15 protein-coding genes are annotated in these 15210 nt (G+C 63.1%); 9 read left to right on the forward strand and 6 right to left on the reverse strand.

Annotation, left to right across the window (positions count from 1 at the left end; all coding sequences use genetic code 11):
• The first annotated feature begins 162 nt into the window (after positions 1–162).
• On the forward strand, positions 163–972 hold the full coding sequence (locus NKJ67_RS07700; RefSeq protein WP_352580968.1) for an AraC family transcriptional regulator: 810 nt from the start codon (positions 163–165) through the stop codon (positions 970–972).
• A 69-nt stretch (positions 973–1041) separates the two neighbouring features.
• Here NKJ67_RS07700 and NKJ67_RS07705 read toward each other — a convergent pair whose 3' ends face one another.
• Together NKJ67_RS07705 and NKJ67_RS07710 are read right to left on the reverse strand one after the other, a co-directional pair.
• Positions 1042–2838, reverse strand: coding sequence for a cation:proton antiporter domain-containing protein (locus tag NKJ67_RS07705; protein WP_352580969.1), 1797 nt, complete (start codon positions 2836–2838; stop codon positions 1042–1044).
• A 224-nt stretch (positions 2839–3062) separates the two neighbouring features.
• On the reverse strand, positions 3063–3512 hold the full coding sequence (locus NKJ67_RS07710; RefSeq protein WP_127271043.1) for a baeRF12 domain-containing protein: 450 nt from the start codon (positions 3510–3512) through the stop codon (positions 3063–3065).
• Between the two features lie 420 nt (positions 3513–3932).
• On the opposite strand from NKJ67_RS07710, the gene cysG reads away from it, so the two are divergent.
• From cysG to NKJ67_RS07740, 6 genes are all read left to right on the forward strand, one after another.
• The gene (gene cysG / locus NKJ67_RS07715) at positions 3933–5384 is read left to right on the forward strand and encodes a siroheme synthase CysG (protein WP_352580970.1); all 1452 of its coding nucleotides are present in this window, start codon (positions 3933–3935) and stop codon (positions 5382–5384) included.
• Complete coding sequence (locus NKJ67_RS07720) at positions 5381–5674, forward strand: DUF2849 domain-containing protein (RefSeq protein WP_352580972.1); 294 nt, start codon at positions 5381–5383, stop codon at positions 5672–5674. The genes cysG and NKJ67_RS07720 overlap by 4 nt, the downstream gene beginning before the upstream one ends.
• 43 nt (positions 5675–5717) lie before the next feature.
• Positions 5718–7388 carry a nitrite/sulfite reductase gene (locus NKJ67_RS07725; protein ID WP_127272508.1) on the forward strand — a complete coding sequence of 557 codons (1671 nt, stop codon included), beginning with the start codon at positions 5718–5720 and terminating at the stop codon, positions 7386–7388.
• Complete coding sequence (locus tag NKJ67_RS07730) at positions 7363–8127, forward strand: phosphoadenylyl-sulfate reductase (RefSeq protein WP_127272509.1); 765 nt, start codon at positions 7363–7365, stop codon at positions 8125–8127. The genes NKJ67_RS07725 and NKJ67_RS07730 overlap by 26 nt, the downstream gene beginning before the upstream one ends.
• A gap of 172 nt (positions 8128–8299) precedes the next feature.
• Entirely contained in the window at positions 8300–8833 is a 534-nt protein-coding gene (locus tag NKJ67_RS07735) for a DUF934 domain-containing protein (RefSeq protein WP_352580973.1), read from the forward strand.
• Between the two features lie 97 nt (positions 8834–8930).
• Positions 8931–10535: a GMC family oxidoreductase gene (locus NKJ67_RS07740; RefSeq protein ID WP_127319285.1), complete on the forward strand. Its 1605-nt coding sequence runs from the start codon at positions 8931–8933 to the stop codon at positions 10533–10535.
• Positions 10536–10651: 116 nt separating this feature from the next.
• Here the strand turns inward: NKJ67_RS07740 and NKJ67_RS07745 are convergent, their stop codons facing one another.
• The 3 genes from NKJ67_RS07745 to NKJ67_RS07755 form a co-directional block, all read right to left on the reverse strand.
• On the reverse strand, positions 10652–11674 hold the full coding sequence (locus NKJ67_RS07745) for a fatty acid desaturase (protein WP_023812521.1): 1023 nt from the start codon (positions 11672–11674) through the stop codon (positions 10652–10654).
• Between the two features lie 128 nt (positions 11675–11802).
• On the reverse strand, positions 11803–12180 hold the full coding sequence (locus tag NKJ67_RS07750) for a hypothetical protein (RefSeq protein WP_164780323.1): 378 nt from the start codon (positions 12178–12180) through the stop codon (positions 11803–11805).
• Positions 12181–12276: 96 nt separating this feature from the next.
• Complete coding sequence (locus NKJ67_RS07755) at positions 12277–12477, reverse strand: hypothetical protein (RefSeq protein ID WP_023812523.1); 201 nt, start codon at positions 12475–12477, stop codon at positions 12277–12279.
• A gap of 239 nt (positions 12478–12716) precedes the next feature.
• Here NKJ67_RS07755 and grpE point away from each other — a divergent pair, with 239 nt between their 5' ends.
• Positions 12717–13352 carry a nucleotide exchange factor GrpE gene (grpE, locus tag NKJ67_RS07760; protein ID WP_352580974.1) on the forward strand — a complete coding sequence of 212 codons (636 nt, stop codon included), beginning with the start codon at positions 12717–12719 and terminating at the stop codon, positions 13350–13352.
• A 112-nt stretch (positions 13353–13464) separates the two neighbouring features.
• Positions 13465–14097, forward strand: a complete 633-nt coding sequence (locus tag NKJ67_RS07765) for a trimeric intracellular cation channel family protein (protein ID WP_352440853.1) — start codon at positions 13465–13467, stop codon at positions 14095–14097.
• A gap of 177 nt (positions 14098–14274) precedes the next feature.
• On the opposite strand, the gene olsB is transcribed toward NKJ67_RS07765, so the two are convergent.
• On the reverse strand, positions 14275–15150 hold the full coding sequence (gene olsB, locus NKJ67_RS07770; RefSeq protein ID WP_502905188.1) for a l-ornithine N(alpha)-acyltransferase: 876 nt from the start codon (positions 15148–15150) through the stop codon (positions 14275–14277).
• Positions 15151–15210: the final 60 nt, after the last annotated feature.

A 15210-nucleotide genomic window follows, 5' to 3' on the forward strand; every position in this document is an offset into this window, starting at 1 on the left:
GCGTTGGAAAGCACGGCAAGCTGAGTACCCACGTAGGTAGCGAGCCATACCGGCGATGGCGCGCAGCGTCACGAGATCAACCCTGCGCGAACCGGAGCCTATCGACTTCCGCGGTTAAAGAATTTAGCTATCATGGCGTTTCATCGCTAATAGCAGTCAATCATGAGACGGCCCCTCAGCTACCCCTGGCTTGATCTCGATGTGGATGACCCTTCCGCGTTGGCGATTGCCGTGCGCGTCGACATCCCCGACACCCGAGCGGAAGTCCCCGCCCACCGGCACCGCAAAGGCCAGCTCGTCTTCGCGCTCGGCGGCGGCATCACATGCCGCGTTCCAAGCGGTCTATGGATGGTGCCGCCGCATTGCGGGGTGTGGATCCCCGGCGGCATGGAGCACAGCAATGTCGCAACCGCCAACGCCCGGATTTTTTTCGTCTACATAGAGCCGGGAGCGGCCGACCTGCCGGAGCGGTGCTGCACGCTTTCGATCTCGCCACTGCTGCGCGAATTGATCATCGAGCTTTCCGATCGGCTGCAGGACGACGAGGCGAGGGGCGAACTCTTGACCAAAATGCTGCTCACCGAATTGCCACGCATGCCTGTCCAGCAATTGCACCTGCCGATCTCATCCGAGCCGCGCTTGAACAGGATCGCCGAGGCGTTGGCGCAAGACCCTGCCGACCGCAGCACGCTGGCGGACTGGGCCAAGCGCATGGCGCTCAGCGAGAGCAGCCTCGCCCGCCTTGTGACAAAGGAGACAGGGCTGAGTTTCGGGCGCTGGCGCCAGCAATTGCACTTGATTGTTGCAATTCGGGAACTGGCTTCCGGCAAGAGTGTCCAGCAAGTCTCGGGCGATCTCGGCTATGGTTCGGTCACGGCCTTCATCACCATGTTCAAGAAGGCGCTTGGGAAGCCGCCGGCCAAATACCTCAGTGGTATCGCGCAAAATGGCGGCTCTGCATTCGTGGCGTAATGCTCACTTGAAGGCTGGGTCGAGCCGATCGCGTTGCCAGCGCGCGAGAGTGCAGCTTGGGCTTGGGACTCAGGCCACCGATGGCTCGGCGGTTTCGCGCCTCAACTCCGGTTTGGAACCGAGAACTTCTTCCACAATCCCGCGCGCAATCTCGCGTTCACCCATGATCACCGTATCGGCGCCCAAACCCTTGAGATGTTCGACCTCGGCATCGGAATGGGCACGGGCGATGACGTTGATGCCAGGGTTGGCGGCGCGGGCTCGGAGAACGATCTGACCGGCTTCGAAGGCATTGGGGATGGCAAGGATCAGCCGGCTGGCGCCTTCGGGATTGGCGGCGGCGAACACTTCGGCATTGGCCGCATTGCCGGCGACGGTCTCGATGCTGTCCGCTTTCAGCCTCGCCAGCGTCTTGTCGGCGTCCTCGATGACCAGGAAGGGCAGTGCCGCGTCTTTCAGCGCCGAGCCGACCAGGCCACCGACACGGCCGTAGCCGATCAGGATGACATGGCCTGTGAGTGCCGTCTTGGGCGGCGGCCCGTCCTCCCTTTTCGCCGTTGCCGCGACAGAGGCCACCTGGCCCGGCTCCGTCGCCGGACCAACCGGTTTTGCTTCGACCGGCGGTGCCGTCCTGGCGGCGCGCCGTTCCAGCCACGGCTTCATCCAGTCGATGGCCAGGAACATCAGCGGGTTGAGGACGATCGACAGGATGGCGCCGGCCAGAATGAGGTCGCGACCTTGTTCGGGCAACAGTTTCAGCCCGACGCCGAGCTCGGCCAGGATGAAGGAGAATTCGCCGATCTGGGCAAGGCTTGCCGAAATCATCAATGCGGTGGCCAGGGGATAGCCGAAGGCAACGACGATGACGAACGCCGCCAGCGATTTGCCGATGACGATGATGGCCAGCGTCGCCAGGATCGGCCAGCCATTGCTGATCAGGCTGAACGGGTCGAACAGCATGCCGACCGAGACGAAGAACAACACGGAAAAGGCATCGCGCAGCGGCAAGGATTCTTCGGCGGCACGGTGACTGAGTTCGGATTCGCTCATGATCATGCCGGCGAAGAATGCGCCCAGCGCCAGTGAGACCCCAAACAGTTTGGCCGCGCCAAAGGCGACGCCGAGCGCTATGGCAAGCACCGCCAGCCGGAAGAGCTCGCGCGAGCCAGTGTGGGCGACATAGTGCAGGATCCAGGGGATGACCCGGCGGCCGACCACCAGCATGACGACGACGAAGGCGGCGACCTTGGCCAGCGTGATGCCGACGACGCCCCAGATGCCGTAGCTGGCCGGCAGCGACAGCAGCCCGCTTGCATGGGCGTCGGTCTGCTCCTGGCCGCCGAGCACGCCGGCCAGCGCCGGCAGCAGCACCAGCGCCAGCACCATGGCCAGATCCTCGACGATCAGCCAGCCGACAGCGATGCGGCCGCGCTCGGTCTGGATCATCCGCCGCTCTTGCAGAGCGCGCAGCAGCACGACCGTCGAGGCGACCGATAGTGCCAGGCCGAACACCAGTCCCGCGCCCATCGACCAGCCGAGCATCCACGACAACCCGGCACCGAGTGCGGTGGCAAAGCCGATCTGGACGACGGCGCCCGGCACGGCTATGGCGCGCACCGACAGAAGATCCTTCAACGAGAAGTGCAACCCGACGCCGAACATCAGGAGGATGACCCCGATTTCGGCCAGTTCGTTGGCAAGGCCGGCATCGGCGACGAAGCCAGGGGTGTTCGGCCCGACCAGCACGCCGGCTACGAGATAACCGACCAGCGGCGGGATACGGAAGCGGTTGGCGAGAGCCCCGAAGACGAAAGCCAGCCCCAGACCGGCGACGATGGTGGCGATAAGGGGCGTGTCATGCGGCATTGTCTATGGAGCGCCTTTCAAAAACAGCGATGTTGGATGAGCGCCGCCCAAGAGCCGCCGCCTGTTTTGCAATATGGTGGATGGTATGTCGGCGATGCAACCCGCAAAGCCGTGAAATCGACTGCGCTGCCGCAAAAATTTGACCGGCAGCTGAGAAGCTGCCGGCCGGATCGGAATTTGTGCGGTGCTATTCGTCTCGATCCGTCAGGGCCGATCGACAATGATCAGCCTGCCCGCAGCAGGGCCTCGATTTCCGGTATGGCATGGTTGGTCAAAGTCTTGGGAATTTCGGCGGTCACCTTGTCCTCGACCTCCTTGTGCAGCTTTTTGCGCATTGTCCCAAGCACCACTGGCGGTGCGACGAGCACGATCTCGTTGAATTCGCCGTCATGCGCGAGCTTGTAGAGCCGGGCGGCGATTTCATCGGCGAAACGCTCCTTGCCGATGCGGTGCCAGTCCGTATCCTCGACTGCGCTGCGGTGTACGGAGGGACCATCATTGTACCGGCCCGGGCTGTCGCTGCCTTGCTCGCGGGTGGGCGGGTTGTCCTGCTGTATTTCCTGCACCACCTCGAGATTCGGATATTTGTTGTCGCCGGCGTTCCTGAGGAAAAGCGCCTTCTCGCCATCGGCCACCATGACCCAGATACCGTGCTTGAGTATGATTGTGTTCATGATGACAGGCTCCTTTTCAGCCGCGTGGTGGCCTTTCGGGGCGTTCCGCAGCCGGGGTTTCGATCCGATATGACAGGCCTTTTGAGAACGCGCCCCGAGCCACTAATGTTCCAGTCGGCCGCCGCGTCGGCGTTGGACATTCCGGCTATCCAGAGTTCGCGGCTTTAATCTACTAATTTGGTAGAATTTAGAAAAAACAGTTTTGCGGCTTTTCTCCCTAGGCGCTAAAAGACCCGGAAAACAAGGCCTGCGACAGCAGCTTGAATCCGCTCCATCTGCAAACGAGAAATATTTTTCTCTTGGCCGGGATGCTTTCAGAAAAGCAATTGCATCCCGACAAGGGATGCGCGAGTGCGTTCCTTCTGGTTTCTCGCGCCCGCGCGTAGAACTGCAAGCTCATTCAGGATTCCGCTCGCGTCCATGTCGCACACTGCTCCCAAGCTCAGCGCCTTCCCCGTGTTCATGCGGGTCGAGGGCGAAGCCGTGGCCATCGTCGGCGGCGGCGAAGAGGCACTCGCCAAGGCGCGGCTGATCGGACAGTCGAGCGCGGTCCTGCGGATCATCGCGGAACACGCCGAGCCCGATCTGCTCGCCTTCATCGTCCAGGCCGGCGCGAGCCATTTTGCCGCCGCTTACGACGCATCGCAGCTCGAAGGCGCGATCATGGTGTTTGCCGCCAGCGGCGACGAGGAACTCGACCGTCGGGTGGCTGCGGATGCGCGCCGCCTAAGCATTCCGGTCAATGCCGTCGATCGGCCTGAGCTTTGCGATTTCTTCACCCCGGCGCTGGTCAACCGCGCGCCGGTCGCCATCGCCATCGGCACCGAAGGTGCAGGCCCGGTGCTTGCCCAGATGTTGCGCGGCCGCATCGACCGCATGCTGTCGCCGTCGCTCGGGCCGCTGGCAATTCTTGCGGCGTCGTTTCGCGGGGCTGCCGAGAAGCTGCTGCCGAAAGGCAATGCCCGCCGCCGCTTCTGGAATGATTTCTTCTCTGGCGCTCCTGCGCGCGCGGCCGAAGCCGGCCAGCTTTCGCAGGCGCATGAAGCTGCCGTCGATCTTCTGCTGTCGGACACGCCCGCTTGCGGTCACATCGCGCTGGTTGGCGCCGGTCCGGGCGCCGAGGATCTTTTGACCTTGCGGGCCCATCGTCTGCTGATGGAAGCCGATGTCATCGTCCATGACGCGCTGGTGCCCGAGGCGGTCGTTGCCATGGGGCGCCGCGATGCCGAGCGCCTGCCGGTCGGAAAACGTAAGGGCTGCCACACCAAGAGCCAGGCTGAGATCAATGCGCTGCTGGTCGAGCTTGGTCGTGAAGGCAAGCGTGTCGTGCGGCTGAAGTCAGGCGATCCGCTGGTGTTCGGCCGGGCCGGCGAAGAGATGGCGGCACTTCGTGATGCCGGAATCGGTTATGAGGTGGTTCCGGGTGTCACCGCGGCCTTTGCTGCCGCCGCCGATTTCGAACTGCCGCTGACCTTGCGCGGTGTCTCCTCGTCGATGGTGTTCACCACCGGCCACGACCTCAAGGGCAATTCGCTGCCCGACTGGGCCAAGCTCGCCATTTCCGGCGCCACCGTTGCCGTTTATATGGGCCGCTCGGTGGCCGCCGAGGTTGCCGGACGGCTGATCGAGGCCGGTCTGTCGCCGGACACTGCGGTGGCCGTGGTCGAGAATGCCAGCCTCGCCAACCGGCGTCGCTTCCACGGCACGCTTGCCGACCTGCCGTCGCTGGAAGCGCGCGCCGATCTTTCCGGCCCGGTCATGACCATCATCGGCGATGCGGTCGCCGGCGCCAATTTTGAGCGATCCGAGCCGCTGGCGGCACACAGGCATGAAGGTGCGTCCAGTTCGATCGCCGAAGGAGTTCAGCCATGAAGATACTGACCGCCAACCGCCTCACCGACGGCATTGCTGTCTGGTACGCCGATGGCGGCTGGGCGGAGACGGTGGACCATGCCGACCTCGCCGATGACAAGGCAGCCGAGAACAGGCTCGAGGCGATCGGCGCCAAGGCCTATGCCGCCAACGAAGTGGTCGACGTCAATTTGATCGACGCTGAAGTCGTCAACGGTGTCGTCCAACCGGTGCGGCTGCGGGAGAAGATCCGCGCTGCCGGCCCGACCATTCGCAACGATCTCGGCAAGCAGGCTGCGCGGGCAGCATAACCAAGACACCAGGCATGGGCGGACGCGCCCTGAAAGACCAAGCATGTACCGTTACGATGAGTTCGACCACGATTTTGTCCAGGCCCGCGTCGCCGAGTTCAGCGACCAGGTGCAGCGTCGTCTTGCCGGCGAGATCACCGAGGACCAGTTCCGGCCCTTGAGGCTGATGAATGGCGTCTATCTTCAACTGCATGCCTACATGCTGCGCATCGCGGTGCCTTACGGCACGCTGAACGGCAAGCAGTTGCGCATGCTTGGTCACATCGCCCGCAAATACGACAAAGGCTATGGCCATTTCACCACCCGCCAGAACATCCAGTTCAACTGGCCGGCGCTGTCTGATATTCCGGCGATCCTGGCGGATCTCGCAAGTGTCGAGATGCATGCCATCCAGACCAGCGGCAATTGCATTCGCAATGTCACCGCCGACCACTTCGCCGGCGCTGCCGCCGACGAAGTCGCCGATCCGCGTCCCTACGCGGAAATCCTGCGGCAGTGGTCGTCGGTGCATCCGGAGTTCTCGTTCCTGCCGCGCAAGTTCAAGATCGCGGTGACGGGTGCCGAGCGCGACCGCGCCGCCATTCAGACCCACGACATCGGCCTGCACCTGAAGAAGAACGCCGCCGGCGAACTCGGTTTCGCCGTCTATATCGGCGGCGGCCAGGGCCGCACGCCGATGGTTGCCCGCAAGATCCGCGACTTCCTGCCGGAAGCCGACCTCCTGTCCTACTGCACGGCGATCCTGCGCGTTTACAACCTCTATGGCCGCCGCGACAACAAGTACAAGGCGCGCATCAAGATCCTCGTCCATGAGACCGGCGTCGAGGAGATCACCCGCCAGGTCGAGGCCGAGTGGCAGGAGTTGAAGGACGCCGAGCTGAAGCTGCCGGAAGCCGACATCCGCGCCATCGAGGCCTATTTCGCGCCACCGGTGCTCGCCGGACGGCCGGAAGGCGACCAAGCGGTCAAGCTGGCGCGGCTCGATTCCAAAGGGTTCTCGGAGTGGCTCGACCAGAATGTCGTGACGCACCGCCATCCCGACTATGCGGCGGTGACGATCTCGCTGAAGGGCATCGGCGAGGTGCCCGGCGACGCCTCGGACAGCCAGATGGAAGCAATCGCCGACATCGCCGAGAAATATGGCTTTGACGAGCTGCGCGTCAGCCATGAGCAGAACCTGATCCTGCCGCATGTGGCCCGCGCCGACCTCAAGGCGGTCTATGATGCGCTGGTCGGCATCGGCCTGGCGACGGCCAATTCCAACCTGATATCGGACATCATCGCTTGCCCGGGCCTCGACTACTGTGCGCTGGCCACGGCGCGCTCGATCCCGATCGCGCAGGAAATCTCGCGCCGCTTCGCTTCGCTTGAGCGGCAGCGCGAGATCGGCGAACTGAAGCTGAAGATCTCCGGCTGCATCAACGCCTGCGGTCATCACCATGTCGGCCATATCGGCATCCTCGGGGTCGAGAAGAAGGGCTCTGAGCTCTATCAGGTGACGCTGGGCGGCTCGGCCGACGAAAACACCTCGGTCGGCGAGATCATCGGCCGCGGCTTCTCGTCGGAAGAGATCACCGACGCCATCGAGCAGATCGTCGAGACCTATCTCGGCCTCCGGCTCGACCCACAAGAGAAATTCATCGACGCCTACCGCCGAGTCGGTCCCGCGCCGTTCAAGGAGGCGCTCTATGCTGGCGAAGCCAAGGCCGCTTGACCGTATTGGAGACGTCGATGACGGTATCGCCGCCAAAGCGGCGGGGCTCGATGCGCTCTATGGTCATCTGAAGCCGATCGAGATCATCGAACGCTCGGCCCGCGAACTGTTCCTCGACGAGATCGCGGCGGTGTCGTCGTTCGGCGCGGATTCGGCTGTGCTGCTGCACATGATCGCCAAGATCGACCGGACGCTGCCGGTCATTTTCCTCGACACCGGCAAGCATTTCGAGGAGACGCTCGGCTATCGCGACGCGCTCGCCGCCGATTTCGGGCTGACCAATATAAGGGTGATCAAACCCGAGGAAGCAGCACTCGAACGGATCGATCCGACGGGCAATCTGCATCAGAGCAACACCGACGCCTGCTGCGACGTGCGCAAGGTGGAGCCGCTGGCGCGCGGTGTCGCGCCATTTCGTGCCTGGCTCACCGGCCGCAAGCGTTTTCAGGCCGCGACGCGGGCGGCGCTGCCGGTGTTCGAGGCGGTCGGTCCGCGCATCCGCATCAATCCGCTGGCGCATTGGACGACATCGGACCAGGCGGACTACATGCGCGCGCATGCGCTGCGCGAAAATCCGCTGGTCGCCTATGGCTATCTGTCGATCGGCTGCTTCCCGTGCACGCAGCCGGTGCAGCCGGGCGAGGACGCGCGCAGCGGCCGCTGGGCCGGTCACGCCAAGACCGAGTGCGGCATTCACCTGTCGGGGCTGGAGAAGTCGCTGACCGACGCATCCCTTTAGGATATGCTGATATTCAGGTGAGGCTGGCCTGCAAACGGCAGCTTCCTGCGCTTCCGGTGCTCACGTACTTCAAGTACGCTCCGCTCCGGTTCTCGGAAGCCGCCATTTTCGGCGCAGCCTGACCTGAATCTCAACACATCCTTGGTTCGTTTGACTATTTAGGAACTTTTTGATGACTGAACCGACGACACCGGAGACCCGACTCTGGACCCCTGCGGGTTTTCACGACGATGAGTGGACGCATGCCGAAAGCGCCGATGCGCTGTCCGGCAACGGCCGCTTCATCCTGCCGTTGCAAGTCTTCCTCGATCTGGATCCGGAGGTGCGCCGCTCGGCCAAGGAACGGCTCGGCGTCCTGCTGCAGCCGGGTGATCAGCTCGAGAAGATCGCCGACCTGCTCGACCAGCTGTCGCTGGTAGCATTGGCCTTTCCGGCCTTCAGCGACGGCCGCTCCTTCTCCAAGGGAGAACTGCTGCGCGGCCGCTACCATTTCGAAGGTGCCGTTCGCGCCACCGGCCAGGTGCTGGTCGACCAACTTCCGCATATGCTGCGGCTGGGCTTCGACGAGTTCGAGATATCGAACCCCGTGCTGTTGAAGCGCCTGGAGGAGGGCCGCACCGGCGGATTGGGGCTCTACTACCAGCCAGCCGCGGTGCCGGAACCAAAAGGCCCGAAATACTCCTGGCGGCGCGTTCGCAGCAGCTGACGTAGCGGTAATTCCGCGCGTCTTTACATCAGTCGTGTTCAGGCCTTCTCTTGATCATCCGGATGGAAAATCCGTGGACGATCGGGGAGGGGTCTTCATGCGTTACGACTATGTCATAGCCGGCGGTGGGTCCGCCGGCTGTGCGCTTGCCGCGCGGCTTTCGGAAGATCCATCGAAAACGGTCTGCCTGATCGAAGCTGGCGGCGAGGGCAGGGATATGCTGATCCGCGCTCCGGCTGGCATTATCGGCATGCTTTCCGGCCGGCCCAGGATCAACAACTGGGCCTTCGAAACCGTGCCGCAGCAAGGTCTTGGCGGCCGCAAGGGCTACCAGCCGCGCGGCAAGGCGCTGGGCGGCTCCAGCGCCATCAATGCAATGCTCTATGTCAGGGGCCATCGCAGCGACTATGACGAATGGGCAAATCTGGGCTGCGAGGGCTGGTCGTGGGATGAGGTTCTGCCCTATTTCCGGCGCGCCGAGGGCAATGAGCGCGGCACTGATGCCTTGCATGGCGGGGACGGCCCGCTGAAAGTGTCGAACCAGCGCTCGCCGAGGCCGATCGCCAAAGCCTTCATAGAGGCTTGTGCCGAAAACCAGATTCGCGCCTCGGACGATTTCAACGGACCGGAACAAGAGGGCGCCGGCTATTTCCAAGTGACCCAGTTTGCCGGTGGCGCCCGTAATGGCGAGCGCTGTTCGACTGCCGCCGCCTATCTCCATCCGGTGATGCAGCGGACCAATCTGACCGTGATCACGCGGGCGCACGCCACAGGCATTGTCCTTGCCGGCAAGCGCGCCACCGGCATCCGCTACCGGACGCGCAAAGGCGAGGCAGTGGCACAGGCGTCGCGCGAGGTGATCCTCTGCGGTGGTGCCTTCGGTTCGCCGCAGCTTCTGTTGCTGTCGGGTATCGGGCCGGCGGCCGAACTTGCCGTGCATGGCGTTCCCGTCGTCCACGAATTGCCGGGCGTCGGCAAGAACCTGCAGGACCACCTCGATTTTATCGTCGGCTGGAGATCGAAGGACACCGATATGCTCGGTATGAGCCCGCGCGGCGCGTGGGGTTTCCTCAGGCACATCGCGCAGTGGCGGCGGGATGGAACCGGGCTGATCGCCTCGCCGTCGGCCGAGAGCGGCGCTTTCGTCAAATCCGACCCGGCGCTTGAGCGCCCTGACCTGCAGCTGCAATTCGTCATCGGGCTCGTCGAAAACCATGCGCGCACGCTGCACTACGGCTTCGGCTTTTCCTGTCATGTCTGCATATTGCGACCGCACTCGCGTGGCGAGGTTGGGCTGGCCAGCGCCGATCCACTTGCCGCGCCACGCATCGATCCGCGCTTTCTCGGCGACCAGCGCGATGCGGAACTGCTGCTGAAAGGCGTGAGGATCACCCGGCAGGTGCTGGCTTCGCCGGCGCTGACGCGCTACCGGCACAAGGAAATGCACATCGCCGGCGAGCCGAGCGATGCCGATCTGATGACCCATATCCGTACCCGCGCCGACACGGTCTATCACCCGGTCGGCTCCTGTCGGATGGGGGTCGACGAGATGGCGGTGGTCGATCCGCAACTCAAGGTGCGCGGGCTTGAAGCCTTGCGTGTCGTGGACGCCTCGGTGATGCCGACACTGATTGGTGGCAACACCAATGCCCCAACCATCATGATCGCCGAAAAGGCCGCCGACATGATCAGGGCTGCCTGATCGGAGCTCCAGGCCGCGGCACCATAGCGCGGCGGTCCTTTTGTTATGACGCAATTGCCCAGGGAAAACGTTACGCGCTTTCCCTGGGAAACCGTTCAAACTTCTCCTGGAATTGCTTAAGCCGCCGCCCGTGCCTCGCGGAACGACACCAGCTTGCGGCGGTTTTCGTCCCACAATGCCAGTTTGACGCAGCGCAAACTTTCGAGCAGCGTGACACGGCCGATGTCGCGCAACTCGGGATAATCCCGCAGCACTTCCTGCAACCGGTAGCACGGCACCTTGGCGGAGAGATGATGGACGTGATGGACACCGATGTTCCCGGTGAGCCAGTTCAGCACCGGCGGTAGATCGTAATAGGACGATCCGTGCAGGGCAGCGTGCTGGAATTCCCAGTCGGCATCCTTCGCCCATTCCGTTTCCTCGAACTGGTGCTGGACGTAGAACAGCCAGATGCCGGCCGAACCGGCGAGGATGACGATCGGCAGGTGGACCACCAGGAAAGCGCCCGGGCCGACGAACCAGATGAGGATGGCTGCTGCGACCGCGATGCCAAGATTGGTGGTCATCGACGACACCCAAGGGGTCAGGCCGCCGCGCATCATGCCGACGGGGAGCCTTTGCTCGAAGATGAACAGCCAGATCGGACCGAGCCCGAACATCACCAGCGGGTGGCGATAGAGACGGTAGGCGAGGCGGCCTCGCCACGACATCTGCCGGTATTCTGCAACGGTCAGCGTCCGGATGTCGCCCATGCCGCGTTCGTCAAGATTGCCGGCGCTGGCGTGGTGCGTCGCGTGGGCACGCCGCCAGCAATCGTAGGGCGTCAGCGTCAGGATGCCGAGCGCGCGGCCAATCCAGTCGTCGGCGTAGCGATTGGCGAAGAAGGAGCCGTGGCCGCAGTCGTGCTGGATCATGAAGATGCGCACCAGAAACCCGGCCGCGGGAAGGATGAGGACCAGTCCCCACCAATGGCCATAGGCATAAGCCGCCGAGGACAGTCCCCAGAGTATGGCGAATGGAATGAGGGTGATGGCGAGTTCGACGGCGCTGCGCCGCCTGTCGGGCTTCTTGTAGCGGGCGAGAATCTTCAGCCAGGCGCGCTTGCTGTTGGCCACCGCCTCAGGGGAAATCATGTTCATCAGGAAGCATAGGCGCGGTGCTTCGCCGCCGCAAGGCAACATCACGCAAAATTACTGTGCGTAATTGTCGCGTGGCTTGGCGGTCGAGCCAGCCAACCGCCAGCTCAACCTGCTGATGACGTCGACCGCTATTCGCGATCGAGGATAGGACAGCCGCGCTCGGTGCCAAAAGTCACGCGCACGCGGTCGCCACCCTGTCTGCCGCGGACCGTGATCTCCCGGCGGCCGACGGACTCAATTCTTGCGCGGCGGATGCCCATTCGCTCTGCCTTGTCGAGAGCCCGGTCTTCCGTGCAGCCTCGTTGACGCCGGTCGCGCCGATCGTCGCGACGGGGACCTTCGCAATCGTCGTAGGCGGGGTCGCAATCTTCCATGAGCTTCAGCCGCGGGCCATGTTTGCCCAATTGCAGCTGCAGATTGTCTGCTTGTGCCGGAAAGGCCGCCAAGGTGATGGCGCCGAGGCCGACAAGCGCCATCAGCGATGAGGTAATCGAAACCTTGCGCATTACGTCCTCCATTTGAACCAACCCTCTATCCTTAGATGGTTCGGCTCTCCCCGGCTATTGCCGATAGGAGGTTTGCTGCCAAGATCGATTGTTGCGTTACGGCCGGCGCCAGCCGATGTCACCGCGCTCCGCCCCATCGAGGCGGTCGAGCAATTCTCTGAGCCGGTCGGGGATGTCGGCTTCGGTGCGGAAGGCCGGCAAGGTGCGCAGAAAGCGGGTCACCGCCTCGGCGCCGAACTGGCGCCTGATCTCGATGGCCAGCCCCTCTGCCTTTTCGCCCATGTTGCGGGTCATCATCTCAAAATCCTGTCTCGGCTTCGAAACTCCTGCAGCAAGAGAATGGTTCCCCCATCATGCCTGTGTGGCAAGCAAAGCCGGCGGTTAAGGTAAAATTTGAATTAAAGTCGAAATGTCTTGCCTGTCATTGCCCGGCCTTGGCCGGCGGCTTCCATAGTCGCTTACCCCTTGATTTTTGGCCGCCAAACATCGATATCGGGCACAAAATCCACATCATTCGAGATTGACGGGAAACGGCGATGAGCGACCAGGCAAAAGACGAACGCGCGCCCGATGAAGTCGAGGCGACCGAGCCCACAGTCGAGCGCACGGAAGGCAGCACCGACGGTGATTATGAAGCCCTTGTGCGGCTGCTGAAGGAAAATGAAGAGCTGAAGGACCGCGCGCTGCGCGTGGCGGCCGAGATGGAAAACCTGCGTCGCCGCACGGCGCGCGATGTGCACGATGCGCGCACCTACGCGGTCGCGAATTTCGCCCGCGACATGTTGTCGGTGTCGGACAATCTGCGCCGCGCGCTGGATGCGATTCCCGCCGAGGCCAAGGCATCGGGTGACGCCGGCTTCAAGGCGCTGATCGAAGGCGTCGACCTCACCGAGCGCGCCATGCTGTCGGCGCTGGAACGGCATGGGGTCAAGAAGCTCGCGCCTGAAGGCGAGAGGTTCGATCCCAATTTCCACCAGGCGATGTTCGAAGTGCCCAATCCGGATGTCCCGGCCAACACCGTGGTCCAGGTCGTGCAGCCGGGCTATTCGATCGGCGACCGCGTGCTGCGCCCGGCCATGGTGGGCGTCGCCAAGGGCGGGCCAAAGTTCGCCGCCGCTGAAGCACCGGTTGAGCCGGGGCCGGTGAACGAACAGGCCGAGAAAGATGCGTGAGGCAGGGAATAGGCAGTAGGCAGTAGGCAGTAGGAAACTAGGGCAGTCGTATCATCGCGCGGCTTCGTGCTATTCATACTGCCCAATCCCTAATCCCTACTGCCTTGGCCTCATGAACCCTATCGCGCTTCTTGACTATGCCGGTGTCGCCGTCTTCGCGGCGACCGGGGCGCTGGCGGCTTCGCGTAAGCAACTCGACATTATCGGCTTCCTGTTCCTGGCCAGCGTCACCGGGATAGGCGGTGGCACGCTTCGCGACGTTATCCTCAACCTGCCGGTTTTCTGGGTCGCCAACTCCGGCTATGTGCTGGTCTGCGCCGCGGTTGCGGTGCTGGTCTTCTTCAGCGCGCATCGTGTCGAATCGCGCTGGAAATGGCTGCTCTGGCTCGACGCCGTCGGGCTCGCCGCTTTTTCGGTGATGGGCGCGGCCAAGGGGCTTGCGATTACCGGTTCGCCGGTCGTCTCCGTCATCACCGGCGTGCTCACCGCCACTTTCGGCGGCATTCTGCGTGATCTCCTCGCCGGCGAGCCATCGGTGCTGCTCAGGCCCGAAATCTACGTTACGGCGGCCCTTGCGGGTGCCGGCCTTTACACGCTTGGCGAACTTGCCGGACTGCCGCCGCTCGCCTCGGACCTCGCCGGTTTTGCGGCGGCGTTCCTCGTGCGCGGTGGTGCGCTCAAATTCGGCTGGTCGTTTCCGTCCTACAAGAGCCGACCCGGCAGGCGGCCGGAAGATATTCCGTGAAGAGAGGGAATAGGGAATGGGGAATAGGGAATAGGGAATAGGGAATAGGGAATAGGGAATAGGGAATAGGGAATAGGGAATAGGGAATAGGGAATAGGGAATAGGGAATAATCAGTAGTCACAGGAGCTTAATCGTGGCGTCATCACTACTGCCTACTGCCTACTGCCTACTCAATCTCACGCCGCGAAGCGCTGGGCTTCGCCGCCATAATAGTTGACGTAGCGTGCGCCGATCTCCTTGACCGGCATCACGACGAACACATCGACCGTCGAGAATTCGCGATCGATGACGCAACCATCGCCGATGCGGGCACCGACGCGCAGATAGCCCTTGACCAAAGGCGGCATCGCGGCGATCGCCGCCTTGGCATTGACGGCCTCGATCGGCATCAGATCCATCGAGCAATAGCGCCCGGACACCGCGCGCACGTCCCAGGCCGAGTTCGTCCGGCAGTGGTGGGCTAGGTAGGTGAGCGCCTCGGCATGCGCCGCCGGCACGGTGCCGTGAAAGGACGCGCAGCCGGTCATCACACCGATTTCGTAATGGTTGATGTAAGCCCAGATGCCTTGCCACAACGCCTCGATGGTGCGCTTCGAGCGGTATTCCGGCAACACGCAGGAGCGGCCGAGTTCAAGGAAGCGCTGGCCGGGGTGGCGGGCGATGAGCTTGGTCAGCTCGAATTCACCTTCGGAATAGAAGCCACCGGCCGTGGCCGCGATTTCTTGCCGCAGCAGCCGATATGTGCCGACGATGCGGCGATGTTCGGGACCGGAAAGCGTGGTGTCCAAAACCAGCAGATGGTCGCAGAGCGGATCGAACCGATCGGCGTCCCGGCGGTCATGGGCCTGGAACAGGTCCTTCCTGGCGCCAAGTTCGTCGTAGAACACCCGGTAGCGCACTTCCTGCGCGGCCGCGATCTCGGCCTCGTTGCGAGCGAGCCGCACTTCAAGATTGCCTATACGGCCCAGCGCAGCGCCCTTTATGACGAAATCGACGTTACGTCCGGCAAGCAAGGCGCTGCTGGCGTTCGGCCGAGTGTCACATTCCGGCATAACTGTATGCACGAGTGATTCTCCTTCGAGCCATCCCTCTTGGCACGGGGATACGGTGTA

It is taken from the genome of Mesorhizobium sp. M0088, from assembly GCF_040322895.1.
Classification (GTDB): domain Bacteria; phylum Pseudomonadota; class Alphaproteobacteria; order Rhizobiales; family Rhizobiaceae; genus Mesorhizobium.

Bases quoted from the DNA above. Each gene is read 5' to 3' on its own strand.
- NKJ67_RS07700 (WP_352580968.1), top strand. From the start codon at position 163: ATGAGACGGCCCCTCAGCTACCCCTGGCTTGATCTCGATGTGGATGAC.
- NKJ67_RS07705 (WP_352580969.1), bottom strand. From the start codon at position 2,838: ATGCCGCATGACACGCCCCTTATCGCCACCATCGTCGCCGGTCTGGGG.
- NKJ67_RS07710 (WP_127271043.1), bottom strand. From the start codon at position 3,512: ATGAACACAATCATACTCAAGCACGGTATCTGGGTCATGGTGGCCGAT.
- cysG (WP_352580970.1), top strand. From the start codon at position 3,933: ATGTCGCACACTGCTCCCAAGCTCAGCGCCTTCCCCGTGTTCATGCGG.
- NKJ67_RS07720 (WP_352580972.1), top strand. From the start codon at position 5,381: ATGAAGATACTGACCGCCAACCGCCTCACCGACGGCATTGCTGTCTGG.
- NKJ67_RS07725 (WP_127272508.1), top strand. From the start codon at position 5,718: ATGTACCGTTACGATGAGTTCGACCACGATTTTGTCCAGGCCCGCGTC.
- NKJ67_RS07730 (WP_127272509.1), top strand. From the start codon at position 7,363: ATGCTGGCGAAGCCAAGGCCGCTTGACCGTATTGGAGACGTCGATGAC.
- NKJ67_RS07735 (WP_352580973.1), top strand. From the start codon at position 8,300: ATGACTGAACCGACGACACCGGAGACCCGACTCTGGACCCCTGCGGGT.
- NKJ67_RS07740 (WP_127319285.1), top strand. From the start codon at position 8,931: ATGCGTTACGACTATGTCATAGCCGGCGGTGGGTCCGCCGGCTGTGCG.
- NKJ67_RS07745 (WP_023812521.1), bottom strand. From the start codon at position 11,674: ATGAACATGATTTCCCCTGAGGCGGTGGCCAACAGCAAGCGCGCCTGG.
- NKJ67_RS07750 (WP_164780323.1), bottom strand. From the start codon at position 12,180: ATGCGCAAGGTTTCGATTACCTCATCGCTGATGGCGCTTGTCGGCCTC.
- NKJ67_RS07755 (WP_023812523.1), bottom strand. From the start codon at position 12,477: ATGATGACCCGCAACATGGGCGAAAAGGCAGAGGGGCTGGCCATCGAG.
- grpE (WP_352580974.1), top strand. From the start codon at position 12,717: ATGAGCGACCAGGCAAAAGACGAACGCGCGCCCGATGAAGTCGAGGCG.
- NKJ67_RS07765 (WP_352440853.1), top strand. From the start codon at position 13,465: ATGAACCCTATCGCGCTTCTTGACTATGCCGGTGTCGCCGTCTTCGCG.
- olsB (WP_502905188.1), bottom strand. From the start codon at position 15,150: ATGCCGGAATGTGACACTCGGCCGAACGCCAGCAGCGCCTTGCTTGCC.